General features: G+C 44.8%; 22 protein-coding genes. 13 read left to right on the forward strand and 9 right to left on the reverse strand.

What is annotated here, in order from left to right:
• Positions 1-73 precede the first annotated feature (73 nt).
• From nhaA to AC6H1S_RS11295, 6 genes are all read left to right on the forward strand, one after another.
• The gene (gene nhaA / locus AC6H1S_RS11270) at positions 74-1,246 is read left to right on the forward strand and encodes a Na+/H+ antiporter NhaA (RefSeq protein ID WP_497563663.1); all 1,173 of its coding nucleotides are present in this window, start codon (positions 74-76) and stop codon (positions 1,244-1,246) included.
• Positions 1,243-1,575, forward strand: a complete 333-nt coding sequence (locus tag AC6H1S_RS11275; protein WP_497563664.1) for a GyrI-like domain-containing protein — start codon at positions 1,243-1,245, stop codon at positions 1,573-1,575. Before nhaA ends, AC6H1S_RS11275 begins: the two co-directional genes overlap by 4 nt.
• Positions 1,572-1,706 carry a hypothetical protein gene (locus AC6H1S_RS11280; protein ID WP_497563665.1) on the forward strand — a complete coding sequence of 45 codons (135 nt, stop codon included), beginning with the start codon at positions 1,572-1,574 and terminating at the stop codon, positions 1,704-1,706. Before AC6H1S_RS11275 ends, AC6H1S_RS11280 begins: the two co-directional genes overlap by 4 nt.
• A gap of 31 nt (positions 1,707-1,737) precedes the next feature.
• Positions 1,738-3,285 (forward strand): rhomboid family intramembrane serine protease, encoded by a 1,548-nt coding sequence (locus AC6H1S_RS11285; protein WP_497563666.1) that lies wholly within the window; start codon positions 1,738-1,740, stop codon positions 3,283-3,285.
• Positions 3,286-3,368: 83 nt separating this feature from the next.
• Positions 3,369-4,088 carry a helix-turn-helix transcriptional regulator gene (locus tag AC6H1S_RS11290; RefSeq protein ID WP_199140981.1) on the forward strand — a complete coding sequence of 240 codons (720 nt, stop codon included), beginning with the start codon at positions 3,369-3,371 and terminating at the stop codon, positions 4,086-4,088.
• Between the two features lie 49 nt (positions 4,089-4,137).
• Positions 4,138-4,596 carry a GyrI-like domain-containing protein gene (locus AC6H1S_RS11295; protein WP_497563667.1) on the forward strand — a complete coding sequence of 153 codons (459 nt, stop codon included), beginning with the start codon at positions 4,138-4,140 and terminating at the stop codon, positions 4,594-4,596.
• 325 nt (positions 4,597-4,921) lie between these two features.
• On the opposite strand, the gene trpA is transcribed toward AC6H1S_RS11295, so the two are convergent.
• From trpA to trpD, 4 genes are all read right to left on the reverse strand, one after another.
• Positions 4,922-5,692, reverse strand: coding sequence for a tryptophan synthase subunit alpha (gene trpA, locus AC6H1S_RS11300; protein WP_199140979.1), 771 nt, complete (start codon positions 5,690-5,692; stop codon positions 4,922-4,924).
• A gap of 80 nt (positions 5,693-5,772) precedes the next feature.
• Positions 5,773-6,954, reverse strand: coding sequence for a tryptophan synthase subunit beta (gene trpB / locus AC6H1S_RS11305; RefSeq protein ID WP_199140987.1), 1,182 nt, complete (start codon positions 6,952-6,954; stop codon positions 5,773-5,775).
• A 38-nt stretch (positions 6,955-6,992) separates the two neighbouring features.
• Positions 6,993-7,619 (reverse strand): phosphoribosylanthranilate isomerase, encoded by a 627-nt coding sequence (locus AC6H1S_RS11310; protein WP_497563668.1) that lies wholly within the window; start codon positions 7,617-7,619, stop codon positions 6,993-6,995.
• A 3-nt stretch (positions 7,620-7,622) separates the two neighbouring features.
• Positions 7,623-8,609 carry an anthranilate phosphoribosyltransferase gene (gene trpD, locus AC6H1S_RS11315; RefSeq protein ID WP_199140977.1) on the reverse strand — a complete coding sequence of 329 codons (987 nt, stop codon included), beginning with the start codon at positions 8,607-8,609 and terminating at the stop codon, positions 7,623-7,625.
• A 198-nt stretch (positions 8,610-8,807) separates the two neighbouring features.
• Here trpD and AC6H1S_RS11320 point away from each other — a divergent pair, with 198 nt between their 5' ends.
• Both AC6H1S_RS11320 and AC6H1S_RS11325 read left to right on the forward strand, forming a co-directional pair.
• Positions 8,808-9,755 carry an ion channel gene (locus AC6H1S_RS11320; protein ID WP_497563669.1) on the forward strand — a complete coding sequence of 316 codons (948 nt, stop codon included), beginning with the start codon at positions 8,808-8,810 and terminating at the stop codon, positions 9,753-9,755.
• Between the two features lie 114 nt (positions 9,756-9,869).
• Positions 9,870-10,433 carry a DUF4377 domain-containing protein gene (locus AC6H1S_RS11325; protein WP_497563671.1) on the forward strand — a complete coding sequence of 188 codons (564 nt, stop codon included), beginning with the start codon at positions 9,870-9,872 and terminating at the stop codon, positions 10,431-10,433.
• A gap of 6 nt (positions 10,434-10,439) precedes the next feature.
• Here AC6H1S_RS11325 and AC6H1S_RS11330 read toward each other — a convergent pair whose 3' ends face one another.
• The 4 genes from AC6H1S_RS11330 to recR all read right to left on the reverse strand — a co-directional run bounded on the left by AC6H1S_RS11330 (position 10,440) and on the right by recR (position 13,588).
• Positions 10,440-11,276, reverse strand: a complete 837-nt coding sequence (locus tag AC6H1S_RS11330) for an alpha/beta hydrolase (protein ID WP_497563672.1) — start codon at positions 11,274-11,276, stop codon at positions 10,440-10,442.
• Positions 11,277-11,384: 108 nt separating this feature from the next.
• Positions 11,385-12,200 carry an SDR family oxidoreductase gene (locus tag AC6H1S_RS11335; protein WP_497563673.1) on the reverse strand — a complete coding sequence of 272 codons (816 nt, stop codon included), beginning with the start codon at positions 12,198-12,200 and terminating at the stop codon, positions 11,385-11,387.
• Positions 12,197-12,964: a phosphatidylinositol-specific phospholipase C/glycerophosphodiester phosphodiesterase family protein gene (locus tag AC6H1S_RS11340; RefSeq protein WP_497563674.1), complete on the reverse strand. Its 768-nt coding sequence runs from the start codon at positions 12,962-12,964 to the stop codon at positions 12,197-12,199. Before AC6H1S_RS11340 ends, AC6H1S_RS11335 begins: the two co-directional genes overlap by 4 nt.
• Before the next feature lie 6 nt (positions 12,965-12,970).
• Positions 12,971-13,588: a recombination mediator RecR gene (gene recR, locus AC6H1S_RS11345; RefSeq protein WP_497563675.1), complete on the reverse strand. Its 618-nt coding sequence runs from the start codon at positions 13,586-13,588 to the stop codon at positions 12,971-12,973.
• A 200-nt stretch (positions 13,589-13,788) separates the two neighbouring features.
• On the opposite strand from recR, the gene AC6H1S_RS11350 reads away from it, so the two are divergent.
• Positions 13,789-15,297 (forward strand): sodium:solute symporter, encoded by a 1,509-nt coding sequence (locus tag AC6H1S_RS11350; RefSeq protein WP_497563676.1) that lies wholly within the window; start codon positions 13,789-13,791, stop codon positions 15,295-15,297.
• A gap of 17 nt (positions 15,298-15,314) precedes the next feature.
• Positions 15,315-16,022, forward strand: a complete 708-nt coding sequence (locus AC6H1S_RS11355) for an LOG family protein (RefSeq protein ID WP_199140969.1) — start codon at positions 15,315-15,317, stop codon at positions 16,020-16,022.
• Positions 16,023-16,082: 60 nt separating this feature from the next.
• On the opposite strand, the gene AC6H1S_RS11360 is transcribed toward AC6H1S_RS11355, so the two are convergent.
• Positions 16,083-16,310, reverse strand: coding sequence for a helix-turn-helix domain-containing protein (locus tag AC6H1S_RS11360; RefSeq protein ID WP_330106209.1), 228 nt, complete (start codon positions 16,308-16,310; stop codon positions 16,083-16,085).
• 398 nt (positions 16,311-16,708) lie between these two features.
• On the opposite strand from AC6H1S_RS11360, the gene AC6H1S_RS11365 reads away from it, so the two are divergent.
• From AC6H1S_RS11365 to AC6H1S_RS11375, 3 genes are read left to right on the forward strand one after another with little or no spacing between them, the layout of a single operon-like run.
• Entirely contained in the window at positions 16,709-18,022 is a 1,314-nt protein-coding gene (locus tag AC6H1S_RS11365) for a TlpA family protein disulfide reductase (protein WP_497563677.1), read from the forward strand.
• A 19-nt stretch (positions 18,023-18,041) separates the two neighbouring features.
• Positions 18,042-21,215 (forward strand): SusC/RagA family TonB-linked outer membrane protein, encoded by a 3,174-nt coding sequence (locus tag AC6H1S_RS11370; RefSeq protein WP_497563678.1) that lies wholly within the window; start codon positions 18,042-18,044, stop codon positions 21,213-21,215.
• A gap of 19 nt (positions 21,216-21,234) precedes the next feature.
• Positions 21,235-22,563 (forward strand): RagB/SusD family nutrient uptake outer membrane protein, encoded by a 1,329-nt coding sequence (locus AC6H1S_RS11375; protein WP_497563679.1) that lies wholly within the window; start codon positions 21,235-21,237, stop codon positions 22,561-22,563.
• Positions 22,564-22,675: the final 112 nt, after the last annotated feature.

Genomic DNA, 22,675 nt, shown 5'->3' on the forward strand with positions numbered 1-22,675 from the left:
ACGCTTAAAACCTTGTAGCGAAAACCGATGGCTGATGTACCAAAAAACGCTTTCTTTTTTTTATTTTTAGGGCATGGCCAAAAAGATCAATCTCAACATTTTTAAAGAATTCTTTCAATCGGGAAAAGTGGGTGGCATACTTTTATTGGTTTGTGTAATCGTCTCTTTGTGCATTGCCAATTCGAGCCAAGCCATCAGTTTCGCTGGTTTTTTGGCCAGGGATTTTGGTTTCCAAACCGACTCCCTATCCATAAGCTACAGCATTTCGGCTTGGATAAACGATGGATTGATGGCCATCTTCTTCTTGCTGGTTGGCTTGGAAATCAAGCGCGAACTCTTGGAAGGCGAGCTCTCCAACGTCAAAAAAGCATCGCTGCCGGTGCTGGCTGCCTTGGGTGGCATGATTGTTCCGGCACTCATTTATTTCCTCTTTAACCAAAGTACGGAAACAGTTTCGGGCTGGGGCATCCCGATGGCTACTGATATTGCCTTTGCCTTGGCCATCATTGCCATGCTGGGCAAAAACGTGCCTCCTTCGCTTAAAATATTCTTGGCGGCCTTAGCCATTGCCGACGACCTTGGCGCCATTTTGGTGATTGCCGTTTTTTATACCGAACAGATCCACTGGACCGAGCTGCTGTTTGCCGGTGGTATTTTTGCTTTCCTTTTGTTGCTCAATTATTTCAAGGTAAAACGCCTGTTCTTTTACCTTGTACCGGGCGTATTTCTTTGGTATTTTGTCCATCATTCGGGCATCCATGCCACTATTGCGGGTGTTTTGCTGGCATTTACCATCCCAACCAACAACACGGCCGTCGAATCGCCACTCGAAAAACTGGAACACAGCCTCACCATTCCGGTCAATTACCTCATCATGCCTATTTTCGCCTTGGCCAATACCAACATCACCTTTCAAAAGGAAATGATCGATGGCCTGGTTTCGCCTTTGGGATTGGGTATTATAACCGGATTGTTTGTAGGCAAAACCATAGGCATCAGCTTTTTCTCTTGGCTGGCCGTGAAAATGAAACTGGCCAAACTGCCTTCAGGCGCTAATTGGAAGCACATTGTTGGTGTAGGCATGTTGGCTGGTATTGGATTTACCATGTCTATTTTTATCGCCCTGCTTTCGTTTAAAAATCCATTATTTGTAGTTGAAGCCAAATTTTCTATCCTTTGTGCTTCTGTTTTGGCAGGAATAGCGGGCTTTATTTACTTAAAAAGCATCAGAACTCGAACCAAATGACCAACAATTTCATCACGGGCTTTCGCTTAATCGGTTTGCAGCTTGCGCACCCAACCACTAACCAAAATGGGCAATCGGCTATTGATTGCGGCCACTTATGGCAAAAATTCGAAACCGAAAATATAGCCGGGCGCTTACCCGAAAAGATAGGCGACGAGATCTATGCCGTTTATTTTGATTATGAAGGCGACCACACCCAGCCCTTTTCCTATTTTATCGGGTGCAAAGTACCTGCAACCACACCAGTGCCTGCCGGATTAAGCAGTTTGCAAATTGCCAATGGCAACTATGTAAATACCGCGCGCAGGGCCAAATGCCCAATTGCATGACCGATGCCTGGACTGCTATTTGGAAAAGCAACCTTAACCGCGCCTATACCTGCGATTTTGAAAGCTATGGCGAGCGAAGCAAAGACTGGAGCAATGCCCAGGTCGAGATTTTTGTGGCCGTTAAACCTTAAACCAATCATCTATTCCTAAATTACGCAACTCATGGCATTTGGATTTACCCCCAAGCACACGGAAGAACTGCAGCTTTCGCCTCTCAACGCCCAGCAATTTTTAGCCCTGGCCGTAGAAGCGGCAAAAACGCAAGGTCTCAACCTGATGTTTATAAGCGAAACCGGCTTTATTGCCCATACCAGCAGAGGTTTCTTTAAAAGCAATTTCGAAATCAAGTTATTGATCCAAAATGGAACAGCCACATTAACCAGCAGTTCTCTGGGCTCTGAAACCTTTGATTTCGGAAAAAACAAAAAGAATGTTGTTGCTTTTATCCTGGCGCTCGACGACGCTAAACAGCAATTTACTGCCGAAGAACTGCAACAAAAGTTTGAAGCTTTGCGACCTGAGCTAGCGCCGGAAGAAGACGATTTTCTGAAACTGCCACCATCAACAGCCAGGGAAGATTTTGTCGATTTTTTCAAGTTTTTTATGCCTCGGCAAGGCTTTTTCATTACGCCAATTCTTATTTGGCTCAATGTAGGGGTTTTTGTGCTGATGGCCATCAACGGCGCCAACCTCCTTAATCCTTCGGCCGAAATTTTGCTGCAATGGGGTGCCAATTTCCGTCCGGCAACTTTAAATGGCCAATGGTGGCGGCTGCTCAGCAACTGTTTCCTACACATTGGCATTATCCATTTGCTGTTCAATATGTTTGCGCTGGTGTATGTTTCTATTTTTTTAGAGCCTATGCTGGGCAGATCGAGATTTCTTGTGGCTTATCTGTTAACTGGCATTTTGGCCAGCATCACCAGCTTAAGCTGGCACAACCTCACCATAAGCGCCGGTGCCTCGGGTGCGATTTTCGGTCTGTATGGAGTGTTGTTGGCCTTGCTTTGCACCAGTTTGGTAGAACAAAAAGCACGCAAAGCCTTGCTGATCAGTATGGGTATTTTTGTGGCCTATAACCTGGTTTATGGCTTGAAAGGCAATATCGATAATGCTGCCCACATCGGCGGTCTCCTTTCGGGATTCGTGATCGGCTTTGCCTTTGTGCCCAGCTTAAAAAGAGCACAAGAACCTGCCATTGAATATTTTTCGATCGGTTTGCTTACCCTGCTTGTATTGGTTTGTTCGGGCGTAGCTTACGACCAGCTAAAGGCTAACGAAGTTCAAATTGTGATGCAGCCACCAGTCTTAGCCAAGGCTAACAATCCCTCAATCGACCCCGATTTTGATCAGGTGGCCTACGATAAGCTGATGATCGATTTCCATTCGGTAGAAAGTCTGGCTTTAAATATCTTCCCTATAGATACAACAGCTGCAGGCCGGGAAAAATCGCTATCAGACATCAAAGACGTAGGCATCTATTATTGGAAACGCGGCATTGAAATCTTAGACGAACTGGACAAGCAAGGCATTCATCCCTTATTCGCCAAACGCAACAAGGTACTTAGGCATTATTGTGAGGAAAACATCAAAACCTACGAACTCATGTACAAAGCGATAGACGAAGGCACCCACGACTATGATGATGAAATCAAGGCACGGATCAAATCCACCAACGAATTGCTCTCCACCATTCAAAGAACCCATTAAACGATGAGCATTTATGCGCAAGGCGATGCTGCTTTTTGCCATAATAGCTTATATTTGCGGTGCCTCGCGTAAAATCGATAGCCATGTCCAGCAACCCCAAACGCCTGCCTCGCTTAACAGCCATTTTAACGCAATTGCAGACCAAAAGACTGCTAACAGCTACCGAATTGGCCGAAAAATTCGAGGTAAGCATACGTACCATCTATCGCGATATCAGGGCATTGGAAGAATCGGGCGTCCCTATTTTAACTGATCCGGGCAAAGGCTACGCTATCATGGAAGGCTATCGCGTGCCACCCATTATGCTTACCGAAAGCGAAGCCAACGCTTTGGTGACTGCCGAACAGCTGATCCGCCAAAACAAAGATTCTTCATTTGTCCGCGAGTACATCGAAGCCATCAACAAAATCAAATCGGTTTTACGCTATAATACCAAAGACAAAGCTAACCTGTTGGCCGAGCGCACCATTTTCGCCCATCACGACGAAAGCAACCATACTAGCAATTACTTGTCGTGCATCCAGCTGGCATTGACCAATTTTAAGCCCATCCAGCTCAATTACTGCACAGTTGAAGGAAAACAAACTACACAAAGAGTAGTAGAACCATTTGCCATCTACAACAGTACCCAAGAAAATTGGTTGCTGATTGCCTGGTGCAGGTTAAGAAAAGATTATCGTGCTTTTCGCATGGACAGAATGTCTAACTTGGAGGTGCTTTCAGAAACCTTTGAGCCGCATCAGCTGACCTTGGAAGAATATGTTGAAATTTGCAGACAAAATTTCGAAGCAGCCCTGACATAGGGTTGTCATTCGGCGGTTTTATTTTTGAGCTCAACAAAATCAAATTCCCATGAGCACTCAAACAATCAAACCCTTTTACGTGATAGGCATTAGCTTAAGAACGACCAATGAAAACGGCAAATCAGCACAAGATATCCCAGCCCTTTGGCATCAGTTTCTAAGCGAAAGCATTGGCGATCAGATTCCAAACAAAATCAGCCATGACATTTATTGTCTTTATACAGATTATGAAATGGACCACACGCGTCCCTATACTACTTTGTTGGGTTATCAGGTAAGCAATCTTGATCATATTCCTGCCGGACTCGTTGGCAAAAGTATAAATGAAGCCAATTACGCCAAATATGTAGCCAAAGGCAACCTGCAACAAGGAGCTGTATTTAATGCCTGGACAGAAATTTGGAATTCGGATCTGCCGAGGGCATTTCAAACCGATTTTGAAGTATATGGCGAAAAGGCACAAAATCCCCTGGATGCCGAAGTAGATATCTTTATTGGGCTAAGGTAGTTTTGTTGCGTGATCGTTGATAAAAAACACCAACCATAGCATCAAGGCCTCAATGACATATTGATCAGAAGATGGTTCTTCCACCCCAATGACTTTGGATCTGAAATCCAGGTTGCATTTTCGCACTTGTTGTATGCCCACGAATAAACCTCATGTTAATTTAATCGTTGGTGAAGAACACCAACGATGGCATAATTCTTTGATGTTCGCACTTGTTGGTATTCCTCACCAACAAGCCTCAAGCTAAACCCAACGGCAGGTGAAACACGCCGCCATCACATAAACCACCCCACTTACAGGCGCCATTCCAGTGGGCAAATTGGATTTAAGGCCTAAACTCCTTCATAAAATCTTTAACCTGCATTTGTACATCACCTTTGGCCAAGCATTTGACAAAGGCACTGCCGATAATAGCTCCGCTGGCATATTCATTGGCCGAATCGAAGGTTTTTCTATCGGAAATACCAAAACCGATCATCAATGGATTTTTAAGCTCCATGGCTTTAATACGCGAAAAATAAGTGGTTGCACTGGTTGAGACATCGAGGTTTTTACCGGTGGTGGCCGATGAAGACAGCAGGTAGATAAAGGCATTGCTCAAGCCATCAATCTTGCGGATGCGTTCTTCAGAAGTTTGTGGCGTTACCAAAAAGATATTGCTCAGTCCGTTTTTCTCAAATTCGTCTTTGTACAGTTCTTCATATTCATACATCGGCAAATCAGGAATGATACAGCCATCAACCCCTACTTCGGCGCAGGCCTTGCAAAAATTGGCCACACCAAATTGCAATACCGGATTAACATAACCCATCAATAGAATAGGGATGGTAACGGTTTTGCGCAGGTCTTTCAACTGCTCAAAAAGCAAGTGCAAGGTCATGCCCTGATCCAAGGCTTGTTTGCTGCTGGCCTGAATTACCGGACCATCGGCTACAGGATCCGAATAAGGAAAACCTATCTCTAAAAAATCGGCACCGGCTTCCTGCAATGCCTGTGCAATTTTCAAAGTGCTGTCTAAAGCCGGGTAGCCCGCGGTATAATAAATCGAAAGAATGTCTTTCTTTTTATGCTGGAAAAGTTGTTGTAAGCGATTCATTTGTTGAGATGTGAGATATGAGATGTGAGATATGAGAGAACATTTGGCTAACTTCTCTTACCTCAGGTCTAAAATCTTCTTTAAAGGTTAAAATATTTCATATAAGTTTCCATATCCTTGTCGCCACGGCCCGAAAGGCAAACCACTACGTTTTCGCCTCCCTTAAACTGCATCTTTTCTAAATAAGCCAAGGCATGGGCACTTTCTATGGCCGGAATAATACCTTCCAATTGGGTAAGCAACAAGCCTGCCTGCAACGATTCATCGTCGGTAATGGAAACATATTGCCCGCGACCAGTTTTAAACAAATGTGCATGCTGAGGGCCAATGCCGGGATAATCCAATCCGGCAGAAACCGAATGTGGCTCTACCACTTGTCCATCGAGTGTTTGCATCAAAATGCTCCGGCTGCCATGCAATACGCCTTCTTTGCCCAGGTAAGTTGTTGCAGCAGAAAATCCACTATCAACCCCTTTGCCCGCAGCCTCTACGGCAATCAGTTTTACGCTTTCATCGTTAATGAAGTGGTAAAACATACCCATGGCATTGCTGCCGCCACCTACACAGGCCAACACATAAGCTGGCAAGTCGCTGCCGGTCTGCTCTAATAATTGCTTTTTGGTTTCTTCAGAAATAACCGATTGGAAAGTGGCTACCATATCGGGATAGGGATGCGGACCAACCACCGAGCCGATGATATAATGTGTATCAACCGGGTTGTTGATCCAATCGCGCATGGCTTCATTGGTGGCATCTTTTAACGTTTTGCTGCCCGAGGTAGCCGGAACAACCTTAGCGCCCAGCATTTTCATACGGGCAACATTGGGTGCCTGGCGTTGGATATCCACCTCGCCCATGTAAACCACACATTCCAAGCCACGTAAGGCACACACCGTTGCAGTAGCTACGCCATGTTGTCCGGCCCCGGTTTCGGCAATGATCCGTTTTTTGCCCAAACGCTCGGCCAGTAAAATCTGCCCGATGGTATTGTTGATTTTATGCGCACCGGTATGGTTCAAGTCCTCGCGTTTAAGAAAGATATTGGCGCCATACTTTTGCGAAAGGCGATTGGCCAAGTACAAAGGTGATGGCCGACCTACATAGTCTTTGAGCAAGGCCCTAAATTCTTGCTGAAAACTTTCTTCGTTTAAAATCTTGAGGTATTCCTGTCTCAGCTCTTCCACATTGGGATAAAGCATTTCGGGGATGTAAGCTCCACCAAAATCGCCGTAATAGCCTCTTTCGTCTACAAAATAGTTCATCATATTTTTTCTCCTCCCGCTAAAACAAAGTGGGAACGTTAGTTACGCATTAATGTTATAAATTCTTTCAGTTGGGCAACGTCTTTCAAGCCCGGCGCCAGTTCAAACTTGCTGTTTACGTCGATGGCATACAAGCGCGGATCGTTCAACTGTTTCAAGGTTTCAACCTGTTGCAGCCCAATGCCACCACTTAAAAAATAGCGTTTGTCTAAAGTATATTTGGCCAGCAAAGTCCAGTCGAACACCTTTCCCGAGCCCCCATGAACTGGAGTTTGTGTATCGAAAAGGAAATAATCGACCACTGGTTCATACGCTTTGAGCTGTTCGAAATCAAAATCCTCGCCAATGCCAAAGGCCTTGATGATTGTTGCACCTGTTGCGGCTAGCGCATGGCAATAAGCCACATCTTCGTGCCCATGCAGCTGAACGGCTTTTAAATTATACCTGATTACATCCGCAACAACCTTTTTCAATTCTTCATTTACAAAAACACCTGTGGTTTTAATGCTTGACGGCACATATTTAATCAATTCGGCCGAGACCTCGCTAATGCAACGTGGCGATTGAGGATAAAAAATAAATCCCATATAATCGGGTTGCAATTCGGCCACCGCCGCAATATTGGCGGCTTCACGCAGGCCACATATCTTAAGTTTCGATTCCATGGCTTAATTGAGCAACTGTTTAAAACTATGCAAGGCTTTTTTGGCCAACAATGATTCTTCTGCTTCATAATAGCAATCGGCAAAAGAACTGCCTTGTTTTATGGTTTGGATAGCCAGGGCCGCATTGCACAGCACCACGTTGGTTTGCGCATCGGTACCTTTGCCATTTAAAATATCCATAAAAATCCTGGCCGACGATTCTACCGTATCCCCACCCTTGATTTCCTGCTCGCCAATCTCTTCAAAGCCTAAATCGCTGATTTGGGTCAATACCTCGCCCTTTTTGCTGAATGTCTTGAAATCGCAGGTCATCGAAACCTCGTCAAAGCCATCAACCGCATGGATAATGGTATAGTTCTTATCGGTTTGTTGGTACAGGTAGGCATACAAACGGGCCAGTTCGAGGCTAAAAACACCAACAATCTGATTTTGGGGCTGGACCGGATTAACCATGGGTCCCAACATGTTAAAAAACGTTTTCACGCCCAGTTCCTTGCGTATCGGGGCCACGGTTTTCATGGCCGGATTAAACAATGGCGCATGCAAAAAGCAGATGCCTGCCCTGTCTAAGCTCCTTTTCAGGCTAGCTTCATCGTTGGTAAAGCTGTAGCCCAAATATTCCATGACGTTAGAAGAACCACAGCCAGAAGACACCCCATAATTGCCATGTTTGGCCACCTGGTGCCCAGCGCCAGCTACCACAAACGAAGCCAGTGTAGAAATGTTAAAGGTGTCTTTTCCATCACCCCCAGTACCGCAAAGGTCTACCAGTTCAAAGTTCGAGAAGTCTATCTTCAGGCACAAATCGAGCATCGAATCCCTAAAACCCTGCAGTTCTTCTACGGTAATGTTACGCATACAGTAAGCCGTAATAAAAGCGGCGATCTGCGAGCTGTTGAACTCGCCCAAAGCAATGGAAGTGAGTATTTTTCTAGCTTCTTCACGGCTAAAGGTCTTGTTTTCAAATAAGTGATTAAGTATTTTCTTCATGGGTATCAAACAAAAAAGGCTGCCTTATGAGCAACCTTCTATATATTTTTAAAAAAATAAACGTACAAAAAAAGGTCACATCACGCTATTGCGTTATGCCACCACAAATTTTTATTTACGCTTACTTGAATCATTCTGTAGCAAAGATGGAATAGTTTTTATTATTTGCAAAATCTTTCTTTAAAATTATTAGGAATTATGTCTTTTATCAAACGAAAATTACACCATGAAGATGATCTGGGCTTTGGCAACAGGCCCATGGGCAAAGACCAACGCATGATGAATGCCAACGGCAGCTCGAACATCAAACGCATAGGCCTCCCCTTTTTTCGCAGTTCCGACACCTACAACTGGCTCATTTCCATGTCGTGGGGCAAATTCCTGACCATCATTGTCATCGCCTGGCTCATTGTCAATATTTTGTTTGCCTTTGTGTATGTTGGCGTGGGCATCGAAAACCTGAAAGGCACTGATGGGATTACTGCCCGCGATCATTTTTTTGATGCCTTTTTCTTTTCTGCGCAAACTATTTCTACCGTAGGCTATGGCCATATCAGTCCGAGCGGATTTATAACCAGTTGCATTGCCGCCTTCGAGTCGATGCTGGGCTTATTGGCTTTTGCTTTGGCCACGGGCTTGCTCTACGGACGCTTTTCGAAGCCAAATGCGAAAATATTGTACAGCAAAAACATGGTAGTTGCGCCTTACAAAAACGCAACGGCCCTGATGTTCAGACTGGCCAATTTTCGCAATAGTCAGCTGATTGAAATGTCGGTAAATCTGGTTTTCACTTATAATGAGATCGTTGACGGCCAAAAAGTGCGCAGGTTTCTGCCCCTCGAACTCGAAAGAAGCAAAATTGGGCTTTTGAGCCTCAGCTGGACAATAGTCCACCCAATCAACGAACACAGTCCGCTTTTGGGCAAAACGAAAGAAGAACTGATCGATGCCGAAGTAGAATTCATCGTATTGCTCCAGGCTTTTGACGATACTTTTTCGCAGACCGTACATAGCCGCGCCTCCTATCTAGACGAAAACATTATTTACAATGCCAGATTTGCACCTGCTTTTTACCACGACAACACCGGTCTTACCACCATAGATCTTTCGAAACTAAGCGATATAGAAATGGTGACATCCACATAAAACTAATCTTGCATAGAATAAATAAATTATTTACTGAATAAATTTAAAAATTCACTAAGCACTTAGTTGCTTTGATCAAAAATTCGCTTATTTTTGGTTAACACAACTAACTAAATGAAACCTACTAAGCTCCAAAGCCTCTTTATTCTTTTAGCCTGTTTTGCTGCGCTATTCGCTTCCTGCGAAAAAAAAGAGCAACCGATCCAATTTCGCATCAACCAATTTAAGCAAACAACCATTGCCCCATACCCTACATTGGTATTTTCAGTACAGCAAGGCGATGAAATTGGAGGCGACAAATGGAGGCCTTTAAATGAGACTATTGTTGGCTTTGACTATGAAGAAGGTTTCATTTACGACCTTTTGGTTACCGATGCCGAGGTAAAATCGCCAAAAGGCGATGGCTACCAACATACTTTTCAGCTAAGACAGGTACTTTCGAAAACAAAAGCCAAATCTGACGATTCTTTTGACCTTGACCTGAAGCTGGGGAATGTAAAATGCGTAAACGGCAATTCGAATACAGGTTACAACATCCTGAACAAGGTAAATATAGATTGTGGCAATTTGTGCGGCGAGTTTGAACAGGCTTTGCAATCGAACGCCAAAAAACTAAGCGGCAAATTCATTTTAAATGATAACGGCTCTATCAAATTGGTAGAAATACTGAGCGAGTAGCTAAACCTATTTCACTTCTTTAAAAAAGTCTAAAATAAATTTGTACAGCTGATTGCTTCCGAAAATCATTTGGCTAATCATGCCTACATGCTTTTTGCCTTCGATTACTTTTAAGGTAGCCGGCACATGTTGGGCAAGCAACAATTTATTCATTCTTTCGGATTGGATTTTGATGGCCTCATAGGTTTTCGTGCCGTACAAGATCAGGTGCGGATTGTTGCTGTTCTTTACATAGAACAAGGGCGAACCCGCCTGCCATACTTTGCTGTCTGTACTAAAAGTCCTGATAAAATCTTCGTAATAATGGTCTTTTTCGGCATTGGCAAGGTATTCTTCCATATCGAGGCCAAATGGATCATCAAGCACAACGCCTTTGATCGGGTTTTTAATGCCGAGATCTTCAAAATACCGAGAATCGGCATTGATCAGTTCGCACAGGTGCCCGCCGGCCGAATGGCCCATCAAAAATAGCCGATCTGGGTTTCCGCCGTAGGCCGCGATGTGGTCTTTTACCCACTTTACAGCCTGCGCACTAGCCTGTGCCATTTCTTTGTAGGTAGCAGCCGGGGCCAAAGGATAGTTGATAACCGCTGTAACCACCCCTTTTTTGGCAAAATTTCGGCCCAGCCACCAATAGGTTTCTTTTTTGCCACTGCTCCAGGAGCCCCCATGGATGAAGACAATTACGTCGCGTTGCTTTGTACTGTCTTTTTGAAAATAAATGTTAAGAGAATGGCTGGGGGCTGCAGTACCTGCATAATGAATATCCTTTTCTATCCTAACTTGTGCCGAAACACTGAAAGCCTGTACCAAAAAAGCGAGAAACATAATTTTAAGCTTCATTATATAGCTGATTTTCTATTTTTAAACACACGAGTACATGGTTTATTGATTGTTTGATCGTTTATAATTACGCTATTGCTGACTTGTTGGATTTGAGGTGAAGATTTCCTACTTGATCAAGGGGTTTTTCTCTTTGGCAAACAACTGAAACACTTTTTTGTCGGTAAATGCCGGAAAAAGCTTGTTCATCCATACGGCGAGCTTACCTTGGCGGGTCATGATCAGCGTACGCTTGCGCTGTTCAATGCCATCACTAATACGGCTTGCCACTTGTTCGGCTGTCATCATCTTGCCTTCTTCCATACTGGTTTCGCCATGCGCCTGGCCATCCTTAGACAAGGCGGCCACCCTAATATTTGAAGTGGTAAAGCCCGGACAGGCCACCATCACGTGTACGCCAGTTTTGAGCAATTCGGTGCGCAACGATTCCATAAAACCGTTCATGGCAAATTTGGACGAAGAATAGCCTGTTCGGCCGGGCAAGCCCCTGTAGCCTGCAATTGAAGACACGCCTACAATCACACCTTTTGTTTTCAGGATTTCGGGCAAAGCATATTTCGTGCAATAAACGGTTCCCCAAAAGTTAACGTCCATCAGGTTTTTGAGTACCGACAAGTCGAGGTCTTTAAACAAGGCGCGCATCGAAAGGCCAGCATTGTTGATCAGCACATCGATCTGCCCAAAAGTGAGCACAGCTTGATTAATCAACTGCGCACAGTCTTCTTCTTTGCTTACATCGGTCTGTACAGCCAAAGCCTTGATACCATATTGCTTTTCCAATTCGGAAGTGATTTCGCAAAGCGTTACATACTGGCGGGCACCCAATACCAAATTTGCTCCTCTTTTGGCTAATTCTTCGGCTAATGCCTTGCCTATGCCCGATGAGGCGCCGGTAATGATGATGGTTTTATCTTTGTAATTCATTTAGTTTCTTTGAAATATGCCCTACAGGCTTCTATTTTATCCGTATTAATGATTGTTGCTCCTAGTTTTTGTAATTGATACCAGCTCGCTTCGGTATCAGGGGCACCCCAAAAACGCACCGGTTTGTTCAGTTGATCACCTTGGCGGATGGTTGCCTGTAGTTTGGCTTTATCTGCATCAGGCAGAACACCCGCTCCGCTCCATTTCGAATAGTTTGCAAAATTATCGCTGATCATCGTTACCCTTTTCAGGTCTTCTTTTGCATAGTTCACATTTGGCAATCCATCAAAAAACAGCCAATTGGGATAAGTATGGAAAGTAGAATCGGCTGGTCTAGAACCACTGATTACAATCTGAACCGCATGCTTGTTCTTACTGCGATTGAAAATAGCACCATATTGCTCTATGGTTCTTTTTAAAACAGGATAAACTGCTTGCCAGTTTTCCTTTACATCGATCATTAAACAGAAGGTGTAATTTTTAGAAGAATTGGCATAACCATGATTTTCCTTGAACATTGCCGCTATTGGCATTAAATAAAGTTTATCAAGTGTTTTGGCAGGGTTTATTTCCTTCTTGCTATGAGCTACGACCAATGAATCGCCAACCAGAAAAATATCTGCTTCTATTTCATAAACTTCTTGCTGGTAAGCTTTAAAAAAAGGAGCTGCTTGCAAATAGTCATTATGAGAATGGATTTTGATCTGTGCGAAAGCGGAAAATGAACTTAAAAACAGAAAGAGAATGCCAGCTATTTTTTTCATCTTCGGCTACTTGATCAGTGAATTTTCATAAGGCACGCGGGTAAGGATAGAGCGGCCAAGCGTAATTTCGTCGGCATACTCCAATTCGCCACCAAAAGCAATGCCCCGGGCAATGGTGGTGATCGGAATTTGAAAATCCTTCAGTCTTTTATGCAGATAAAACAAAGTGGTATCGCCTTCCATGTTGGCACTCAGGGCCAAAATTACTTCTTTAACCGGCGTTGTAGCGACACGTTGCACCAGGCTGTCGATATTCAGGTCGGAAGGCCCAATTCCATCCATTGGCGAAATCAGTCCGCCCAGCACATGGTAAACCCCAAAATATTGATTGGTGTTTTCGATGGCCATCACGTCGCGGGTATCTTCAACCACACAAATGGTCTCTCTGTCTCTTTTCGGCGCACTGCAAATGCTGCAGGTGTTATGGTCTGAAATGTTATGGCAAACCTGACAATGTTTGATTTCTTCCTTTAGCCGAATTAGCGTACGGCCAAAATGCGATACTTCTTCCTGTTCTTTGTTGAGCAGATGCAGCACCAAACGCAAAGCTGTTTTTTGCCCTACACCTGGCAGTTTTGCAAATTCGTTTACCGCATCTTCGAGCAGTTGGGAAGAAAAATTCATTTACAAATTTAATTAAAAGTTATTCGGCAGTCAATAGTGGCTAACTGGCGGCTTGTACATGAACAAGCTCTCGTCAAATTAAGAAATGAACTAACCAGACCAATCAGCCAGTAAACCAATCGGCAAATGAGCCAATAATTTACCAACGCTTTCTTGATTTAAACCTGTAAATACTTACATTTAGAAGCTAAATATAAATTATGAGTCCCGCGATACTTTTATCTTTCTTATTGGGTTATTTTGCCTTGCTGATCGGCGTAGCCTATTTTACTTCCAGAAACAACTCAGACAATGCTTCTTTTTTTATTGCCAACCGGAATTCGAAATGGTACCTGGTAGCCTTTGGCATGATCGGCACTGCCCTTTCTGGGGTGACCTTTATTTCGGTGCCTGGCGAAGTAGGCGCCCCAGGTGGAAACCAGTTTCAGTATTTTCAGTTCGTGCTGGGCAACGCGGTTGGCTTTGTCATCATTGCTACCGTACTCCTGCCTCTTTATTACCGAATGAATTTAACCTCAATTTATAGCTACATTGAACATAGATTGGGCTATTTCAGTTATAAAACCGCAGCCTCCATCTTTTTGCTCAGCCGTACTTTGGGCTCGGCAACCCGTTTGTACCTGGTGGTTATCGTACTGCAGCGCTTCATCTTCGACAGCTATGGCATTCCTTTCTGGGCAACCGTGTTGATTTCGTTGGGATTAATTTGGTCATACACCTTTAAAGGCGGCTTAAAGACGATCATCATTACGGATACTTTACAGACGTTCTTTTTGGTATTGTCTGTATTCCTGACCATTTACTTCGTATGCAGCAGCCTAAACCTCGATATCCCGCAAGCCTTCGAGACCATCAAAAACAGCAGCTATTCAAAAATTTTCTTCCTCGACGATTTTTTAACGAATAAATTTTACCTCAGCAAGCAGTTTATCGGCGGTATTTTCGTGACCATTGCCATGACAGGGCTAGATCAAGACCTGATGCAAAAAAACCTGAGCATGAAAACCATTGGCGAAGCTAAAAAGAACATGTTCACCTTTACCGGAATATTTGTGGTTTTAAACATCTTCTTTTTAAGCGTAGGCGCCTTGCTCTATATTTTTGCCACGAAAAACGGAATCGGCATCCCGCTCGACCACGTTACCCAACAACCAAGAACCGACCTGCTTTTTCCGGAAATAGCACTGAACCATTTGGCCACCCTGCCGGCAATCGTGTTTATGCTGGGCCTAACCGCCGCCACATTTGCCACCACCGACAGTGCTTTAACTGCACTGACTACCTCTTTTTGCGTTGATTTTTTAGGGATGAACAAAAAAGAAAACCTAGACAAGGGAAATACCGTGCGTAAAAGGCATATGGTTCACATTGCTTTTTCCATCCTCATGTTTTTGGTGATATTGGTGATCAATGCCCTCAACAGTTCTTCTGTTGTGAGTTTGATTTTTAAGATAGCATCTTACACCTATGGTCCGCTTCTAGGCCTTTACTCGTTTGGCCTTTTTGTTAAAAACCGGGGATTACACGACAAATTGGTACCACTTGTTTGTATATTGGCGCCAATCGCCTGCTTTTTCTTGGATAAATATTCGGCCAAACTTCTTGGAGGCTACGTTTTTAGCGTAGAACTGATTTTGGTGAACGGATTGATTACCTTTGTAAGCTTATTACTGATCAGCAGGAAAACAGATCAACAAACCAAGTTTTAAATTATACGGAATATAGAATGACAAGTGAAGAAAAGATAAGAAGTGCTTTTGCCAATAAGGATTGGCAGGAAATAAAAGTAACCGACAGCTGGCAGATTTTTAAAATCATGGCCGAATTTGTTGACGGCTTTGAGAAATTGGCCAAAATTGGCCCTTGCGTAAGTATTTTCGGCTCGGCACGTACCGCCGAAACCAACCCCTACTACCAAATTGCGGTAGAGTGTGGCCGTTTGCTTACCGAGCGTGGCTATGGCGTGATTACCGGCGGCGGACCAGGCATTATGGAAGCGGGCAACAAGGGCGCCCATATGAACGGTGGCAAGTCGGTGGGCTTAAACATCGATCTGCCCTTTGAGCAGTTCCACAACAAGTATATCGACCATAACAAACTGCTCGAATTCGATTATTTCTTTGTGAGGAAAGTAATGTTTATGAAATATTCGCAGGGTTTTGTGGTACTGCCAGGCGGCATGGGCACCATGGATGAGCTCTTCGAAGCCATTACCTTGATCCAAACCGGCAAGATTGCACGTTTCCCGATTGTGCTGGTAGGCAAGGCCTATTGGGGCGGCTTGGTAGACTGGATCAAAACCCACATGCTCGAGAAAGAACATAACATCCACGCCGAAGACCTGAACCTGTTTAGGCTGGTTGATACGGCCGAAGATGCGGCAGAACACATTTTCAGGTTCTACGACAAATATGTGTTGAAACCGAACTTCTAAGCGGTTCTAAGCAACAAAAAGGCCGGCATGCAATCATGTCGGCCTTTTTTATTTGAGTTGCTATACATCTAGCAGTTCGCTCATCTTAACTTTCAGCGCATCGGCAATTTTCTTGATGTTGCTGATGGAAGAATTGGTTTCGGCCCTTTCGATGCGCCCAATCTGCCGGGTATCAAAACCGGTCAGTTCCTGGAGCTTTTCTTGGGTAATGTTGAGCCTTTCCCTAATCTCTACTAGCTTCTTTCCTACTTTTTGCAGGTATTGCTGATTTCTGTACTGTTTTCCCACCCTACCAAAGTGAAAATATTAATGAAAAAATATTAGGACTTATTTGTCCTTTTAAAATATTTTTCATTAAATTTGGTTTAAGCTCTTTAAGCCTTAAGCAACTGATGATTAAGCACATAAAAAACGGATTTTGCAATGCTCTTTTTTTACCTAGGCAAAGCCAAACGGTATTAAAAAGGGGTGAAGATGAGGCGACCGGCATTGCCTTTAAAATTCTCATCAGTTTGGTTATCTGTTCTCCCGAATAAAGCCGTTGCTATTTAAAGATAGCAAATCCTTTAGTTTACCCAACGATTACTTATTCACAAAATGATTGTGGGCCAGCATTTTACAAAACAAAATAGCTCGTCTACCATTCATTATGGGCATTTATTTGTCCTAAACCAAAACATTGTATCATGAAAAAATCAACACTTTTTGTTGTACTGGCTTTGTTATGCCTTAATTTTTGGGCAGCTGCACAACAGAATCAAGCCATCGATATCACCAGTAAAGGCCTGCAAGTTGGCCAGGCTCTTCCAGGGTTCAGCTTGGATAGTGTCATTAATTTCCCAACAAAAACGTTATCTACCTCGTCGTTTAGGGGCAAGCTGCTCATTATCGATTTTTGGGCCACCTGGTGCGGCCCCTGCATTGGCATGTTTCCCAAAATGGAGCGGCTGCAGCAACAGTTCGACGGCCAAGTGCAATTCTTGGCGGTTACCTATCAGAAATCGGCAGAGGTTAAGGCTTTTCTCCAACAACGAAAAACCAAGCACGGTGCCATCCCGCTGGTAAGCAACGACCAGCAGCTGCACCGCCTGTTTCCGCATGTATACCTGCCCCATTACGTGTGGATAGACGAAAATGGCGTAGTTAGGGCCATTACAGACCATGAAGCCATCGATGCGCAACACATTAGGCAAATGCTGGCCAAACAGGATCAGGGCTTTGAAATGAAACACGATACCAGACTAGAGCTGAATAGCCAAAACCTGTTCCTGAACCAAAATGCACCTGTTTTTGAACAAGGCTTAAAAGGCTACAGCTATTTTTCTGGTTTTATTGAGGGCTTAAGCGCAGGTTACGCCATCTATCCCAACGATACGGCAAAAGGAAAACGCCTAACCGCCACCAACCTGAGCCTAATGAACCTGTTCTCTATCGCCTACCGCGATTACGGAAATTTTGGCTACAAAAACATGGTTTTTATGCTTAAAGACAGCAGCCAGCTGAGTATCGGCATAGCCAAGACAAGGTTAAAGGACTGGGCCAAAAAGCACACCTACTGTTTTGAGGTGGTGGTTGCACCAGAACAAAGCGAAACCAGGCTTTTTTACGAGCAAATACGTCGTTTTTTAGCCATTTACCTGCCACAGTACCAAACAAGCATCAGCTATCGGCAACAAGCTTGCCTGGCCTTGGTCAGAACCTCTGGGGCTACCAAATTTGAAGCCCGTGCCAACAGCGACAGCTTTTTAAAGGTAGATGGCCAAAGCCTGCAGATCCAAAACCAGCATTTTATGCAACTGATTAGGCCATTGGCCACCTACTACCTTCAAAACATCGACTTGCCTTTGATTGATGAAACGGGTTATGCAGGCCCCATCAAACTTTCCCTGCAGGCCGACATGGGCAATCTCGACTCCATCAACAAGGCTTTAAAGGCCTATGACCTGGCCCTGGTAAAAAAGATAGGCTCCTGTCCTATTGTAAATATCAAAGAATTATAAACCTCATTGAACTTAACCTATGAAATACATTTTATTAGCGCTTTTATGGGCGCTTGCCCTCAATGGCAACGCCCAATTAAAAGGCAGGGTAATCTCGGCGAACGGCGAGCCTTTAACTGGCGTCAGCATCCAACAAGATAACGGAAAACTTAGCCTTGGCACCGACGCTTCGGGCCGGTTTACCCTCAACCTGCCACCGGGCCGATACCACTTTAGCTTTAGCTATATGGGCTACCAGAAACTGCAAACCGAACTTCAAGTTCCATCGGCCGAAGAATTAACGATCAGGCTCGAACCCGAAAATCAGCAACTACAGGAAGTGGTTATCCATACCGGCTACGAGCAATTAAAACCAAAACATAGTACAGGTTCGGTTACCGTAGTTGAACCAAATCTATTGAACAGGAGAACAGGCCCTACCATTTTGGAAAGATTGGAAAACGTGGTGCCGGGCTTGATTTTTACGCAGGTAGGCAATGCACCCAACAAGCTGAACATCAGCATTCGCGGGCAAAGTACGCTCAGCGCCAATACCGATCCCTTGATTGTACTCGACAATTTTCCTTACGATGGTGACCTGAATGCCATCAATCCAAACGATGTGGAAAGCATCACCGTACTGAAAGACGCCGCAGCCGCAGCCATATGGGGCGCAAGGGCTGGCAATGGCGTAATCGTAATCAACACTAAAAAAGGCCAGTACAACAAGCCTATGCAGTTCAGCTTTAACAGCAACTTTGGCCTGACGCAAAGGCCCGACCAGTTTTACGCCAACAAGATCAATAGTGCAACCTATATCGATATCCAGCGACAGCTTTTTCAGGCCGGGTATTACAAAAACGATGAGCTGAATGACCAGAATAACGTTTCGCACACGGCATTGCCAGCCGCAGTTGAGCTGTTCATTGCCCAGCGCGACGGCAAAATCAGCAATGCGGCACTGGAACAGCAACTCGACCTGCTCCGTGTCAACGACGCAAGGAACGACATGGACAAATACCTGTACCAGCAGGCCGTTAGTCAGCAATATTACCTTAGCCTTAATGGCGGAGGTACCCAACAGCGCTATGCATTTAGCTTGGGTTACGATCAGCGCTCGGAAAGCCTAAAGGGCAATGCGCAAGACAGGCTAACCTTAAAAGCCAATCAGAGTTGGACCTTTTTAAAAGAGCGTTTACAGCTCAACACCGACATTTTCCTTGTGCAGAGCAGCCGCCAGAACAATGGCAATGCGTATGTCTACAAACAGCCTTATGCCATGCTGGCCGATGAAAACGGAACGCCTATTCCGGTTCCCACCCAAAGACAGGGCTTCCTAACCGCTTCGTTGAATAAAGGACTGCTCGATTGGGAAAATCGTCCCATAGATGAAATAAAGCTCAGGGACAACAGCAGTCATTTAAGAGATTATCGTTTAAATATGGGGCTTAATTACAAGGCAACCAGCTGGCTCGGTGCCGAAGTGCTGTACCAATATGGCTTAAGTACTACCAAAAGCAAAGATGATGCGCCCTTGGCAAGTTATTATACCCGCAACCTCATCAATACCTTTACCAAAGTAAACACCGATGGCAGCTTAACACGGCCGATTCCCTTGGGTGGCATTTTGGATCAGGGCTTTGGCCAAGCTTTTAGCCACAGTTTAAGGGCGCAGGCAAACGTAAAACAGCAATGGCAAAACCATAGGCTTAGCGCATTGGCGGGCTACGAGCTTAAAGCGCTGCAAAGCGAAAGCAATCAATACCGGCTGTATGGCTATGATGATGCGCACGCCACAAGTGCCATTGTAGACTACGTGAGCGTTTTTCCAAGCTACAACGTACCAGCCAATAGCCTCAACATCGAAAACCACGACAGCCAGGATGGCTTGACCGATCGTTTTGTATCTTATTATGCCAATGCAAATTACAGCTACAAAAACCGCTATTTTTTAACAGGCAGTGCACGTTTAGACCGCAGCAATCTTTTTGGCGTAAAAACCAACCAGAAAGGCGTTCCGCTTTATTCGTTGGGTGCCAGCTGGATTGTTTCTGACGAAAGCTTTTATGCTTTTAAGCCGATTTCTTATCTCAAATTGAGGATGAGCTATGGCTATAACGGGAATATAGACAAAAGCCTTTCGGCCTATACCACGGCACGTTATTTTCCGGCTAGTGCTTTTTCGGGCAACAACCTCACCAAACAGCCTTATGCCCAAGTGGTTAATCCGCCCAACCCGTCGTTGCGCTGGGAAAAGGTAAAAATTGTAAACCTGGGGCTCGACTTTAAATTGTTTAACAATCGTGTTGGTGGCAATATTGATGTTTACAATAAAAAAGGGCTCGACCTCATTTCAAATGTTTCCTTTCCGCCATCAAGCGGGATATCGAACTTCAAGGGCAACTATGCACAAACCAAGAGCCAGGGCTTAGACCTCGACCTGAATGTCCAAGTCCTAAACGGTCCATTGGGTTGGCAAACCCGTTTCAATTATAGCCTGATCAGCGAAAAGGTAACCAAATACAGTGCGGTTACTTCGGCCGCCAGTTACCTGTCTTATGGTACGCCCATGCTAGGCAAGCCCTTATATGCAGTTTACAGCTACGAATGGGCCGGGTTAGATCCTTTAAGCGGCGATCCGCTCGGCTATTTGAATGGAACAGCCAGCAAGGATTACCTGTCTATCTTAAACAGTTATACTCCAGAAAAGCTATTGTATAACGGCAGTGCCCGCCCTACCCAATTTGGCGCTTTCAGCAATACGTTGAGCTATGCAGGCTTTGAGCTTTCGGCTACCATCAGCTACAAATTAGGCTATTACATTCGAACAAACAGCATCATTTATGGGCGAGACCTCGGCCTGAGCAGCAGCCATGGCGACTACCTGCTTCGCTGGCAAAAACCAGGCGACGAAAACCTTACCCATGTGCCTGCCGTACCAGCCGTAGCCAACGACCGTAGAGACAGTTTTTATACCGGATCCAGCATACTGGTGGCCAAAGGCGACCATATCCGTTTGGACGATCTTAACCTGAGCTACGAGTTGCCTCCACGGTTTTTGAAACGAACGCCTTTCAAGAGCCTTCGCCTATACAGCTATGCCCGTAACCTGGGACTGTTGTACAAAGCCAATAAAGGCAGCGAAGACCCTTACTACCTGAACAGCGGTCAGCCACCGTTTAACCTTTCTTTCGGATTGAACGCCAATTTATAAACACTTAAACACAATGACCATGAAAAAATTATGCCTCCTTATCACTTGTATCTTAGTTTTGAACTTGGGCTGCACCAAGGATTTTCTTGACGAAAGGCCCTCAAAATCGTTATTGGTTCCGAATACCTTGACCGATTTGCAAGCTTTGCTAGACAACATCAATGTAATGAACTCGGCTCCAGCACTGCCCACGGTTGCTGCCGACGATTACAGCCTACTGGAAGGTGGTGCATTAAAAATAGATGCGGTACAAAACGGCGGATACTTTTGGGCCGATGATGCTTACCAAGGTAATACGGTAGGCGATTGGAATACGCCATATCAACAAATCTTTTATAGCAACGTGGTATTGGATGCCCTAGCAAAAATAGAAACCAGTCAGGCAACGCAAAGCACCTACAATTCCATTAAGGGAAGTGCCTATTTTTATAAAGCGATGGCCCTACATAACCTTTTGCAACTGTTTGCCAAACCTTATGATGAACATGCCGACAGCTATCCTGGTCTTCCAGTTCCATTAAGTTCTGATATTAACGAAAGACCTGCACGTAATACCTTGAGCTATAGTTATACGCAACTACTTAAAAATCTACAGGAGGCCATTCCGCTTTTACCACTGAAACCAGCTTCCAAAAACAGGCCGAGCCAACATGCAGCCCTTGCTTTAATGGCCAGGGTTTACCTGATTATGCAAGATTATCCGCAGGCGGAAGCCTATGCCGAGAAAGCACTAAATATTAGCCGGAACCTGATAGATTACAACACTGCCGTGGCAACCACAACGCCTTTTGGCCAGGTGCTGCCAAACGGAATAGACGAAGTTATCTTCTATAACAAAAAGCTTTCTTATGCCTTTTTCACCTCTGGCATTATCAAAATCGATGTAGGATTGGCTAATTTATACCCAAGCAATGATTTGCGTCGTAAATTCTATTTCAGGGATGGCACTAACAGCTCGGTCTCGTTTACGGGCTACGAAGGGCTGGCTACCGACGAGCTCTACCTCATCAGTGCCGAATGCAAAGCCCGGCGCAACGACAGTGAGGGTGCCCTGAACGAATTGAATACCCTCTTGCAAAAACGCTGGAAAACGGGCACTTACATCAACCAAAGTGCCAGCACTGCCAGTATGGCGCTCAATCTTATCCTCACAGAACGGCGCAAGGAACTGGTTGGCCGTGGGCTGCGCTGGACTGATCTTCGGCGCTTAAACCAAGACCCCAGGTTTGCCATTACCTTAACCCGAACTTACAGCGGAAAAACCTACACACTGCCTCCCAACGACAGGAAATATACTTTCCCCATACCCGACAGGGAAATACAGTACGGAACCATTGAGCAAAATTAGGCTCAACAATCAAGCGCATCGGTAACAGCCGGTGCGCTTTTTGTTTGCACCACCACTAAAGCTCACCGCTGGTCCTTTCAGGCGCAGCACACAAAAGCTGCAGAAATCTATC

The sequence above is a fragment of the Pedobacter sp. TM02 genome (assembly GCF_059705275.1).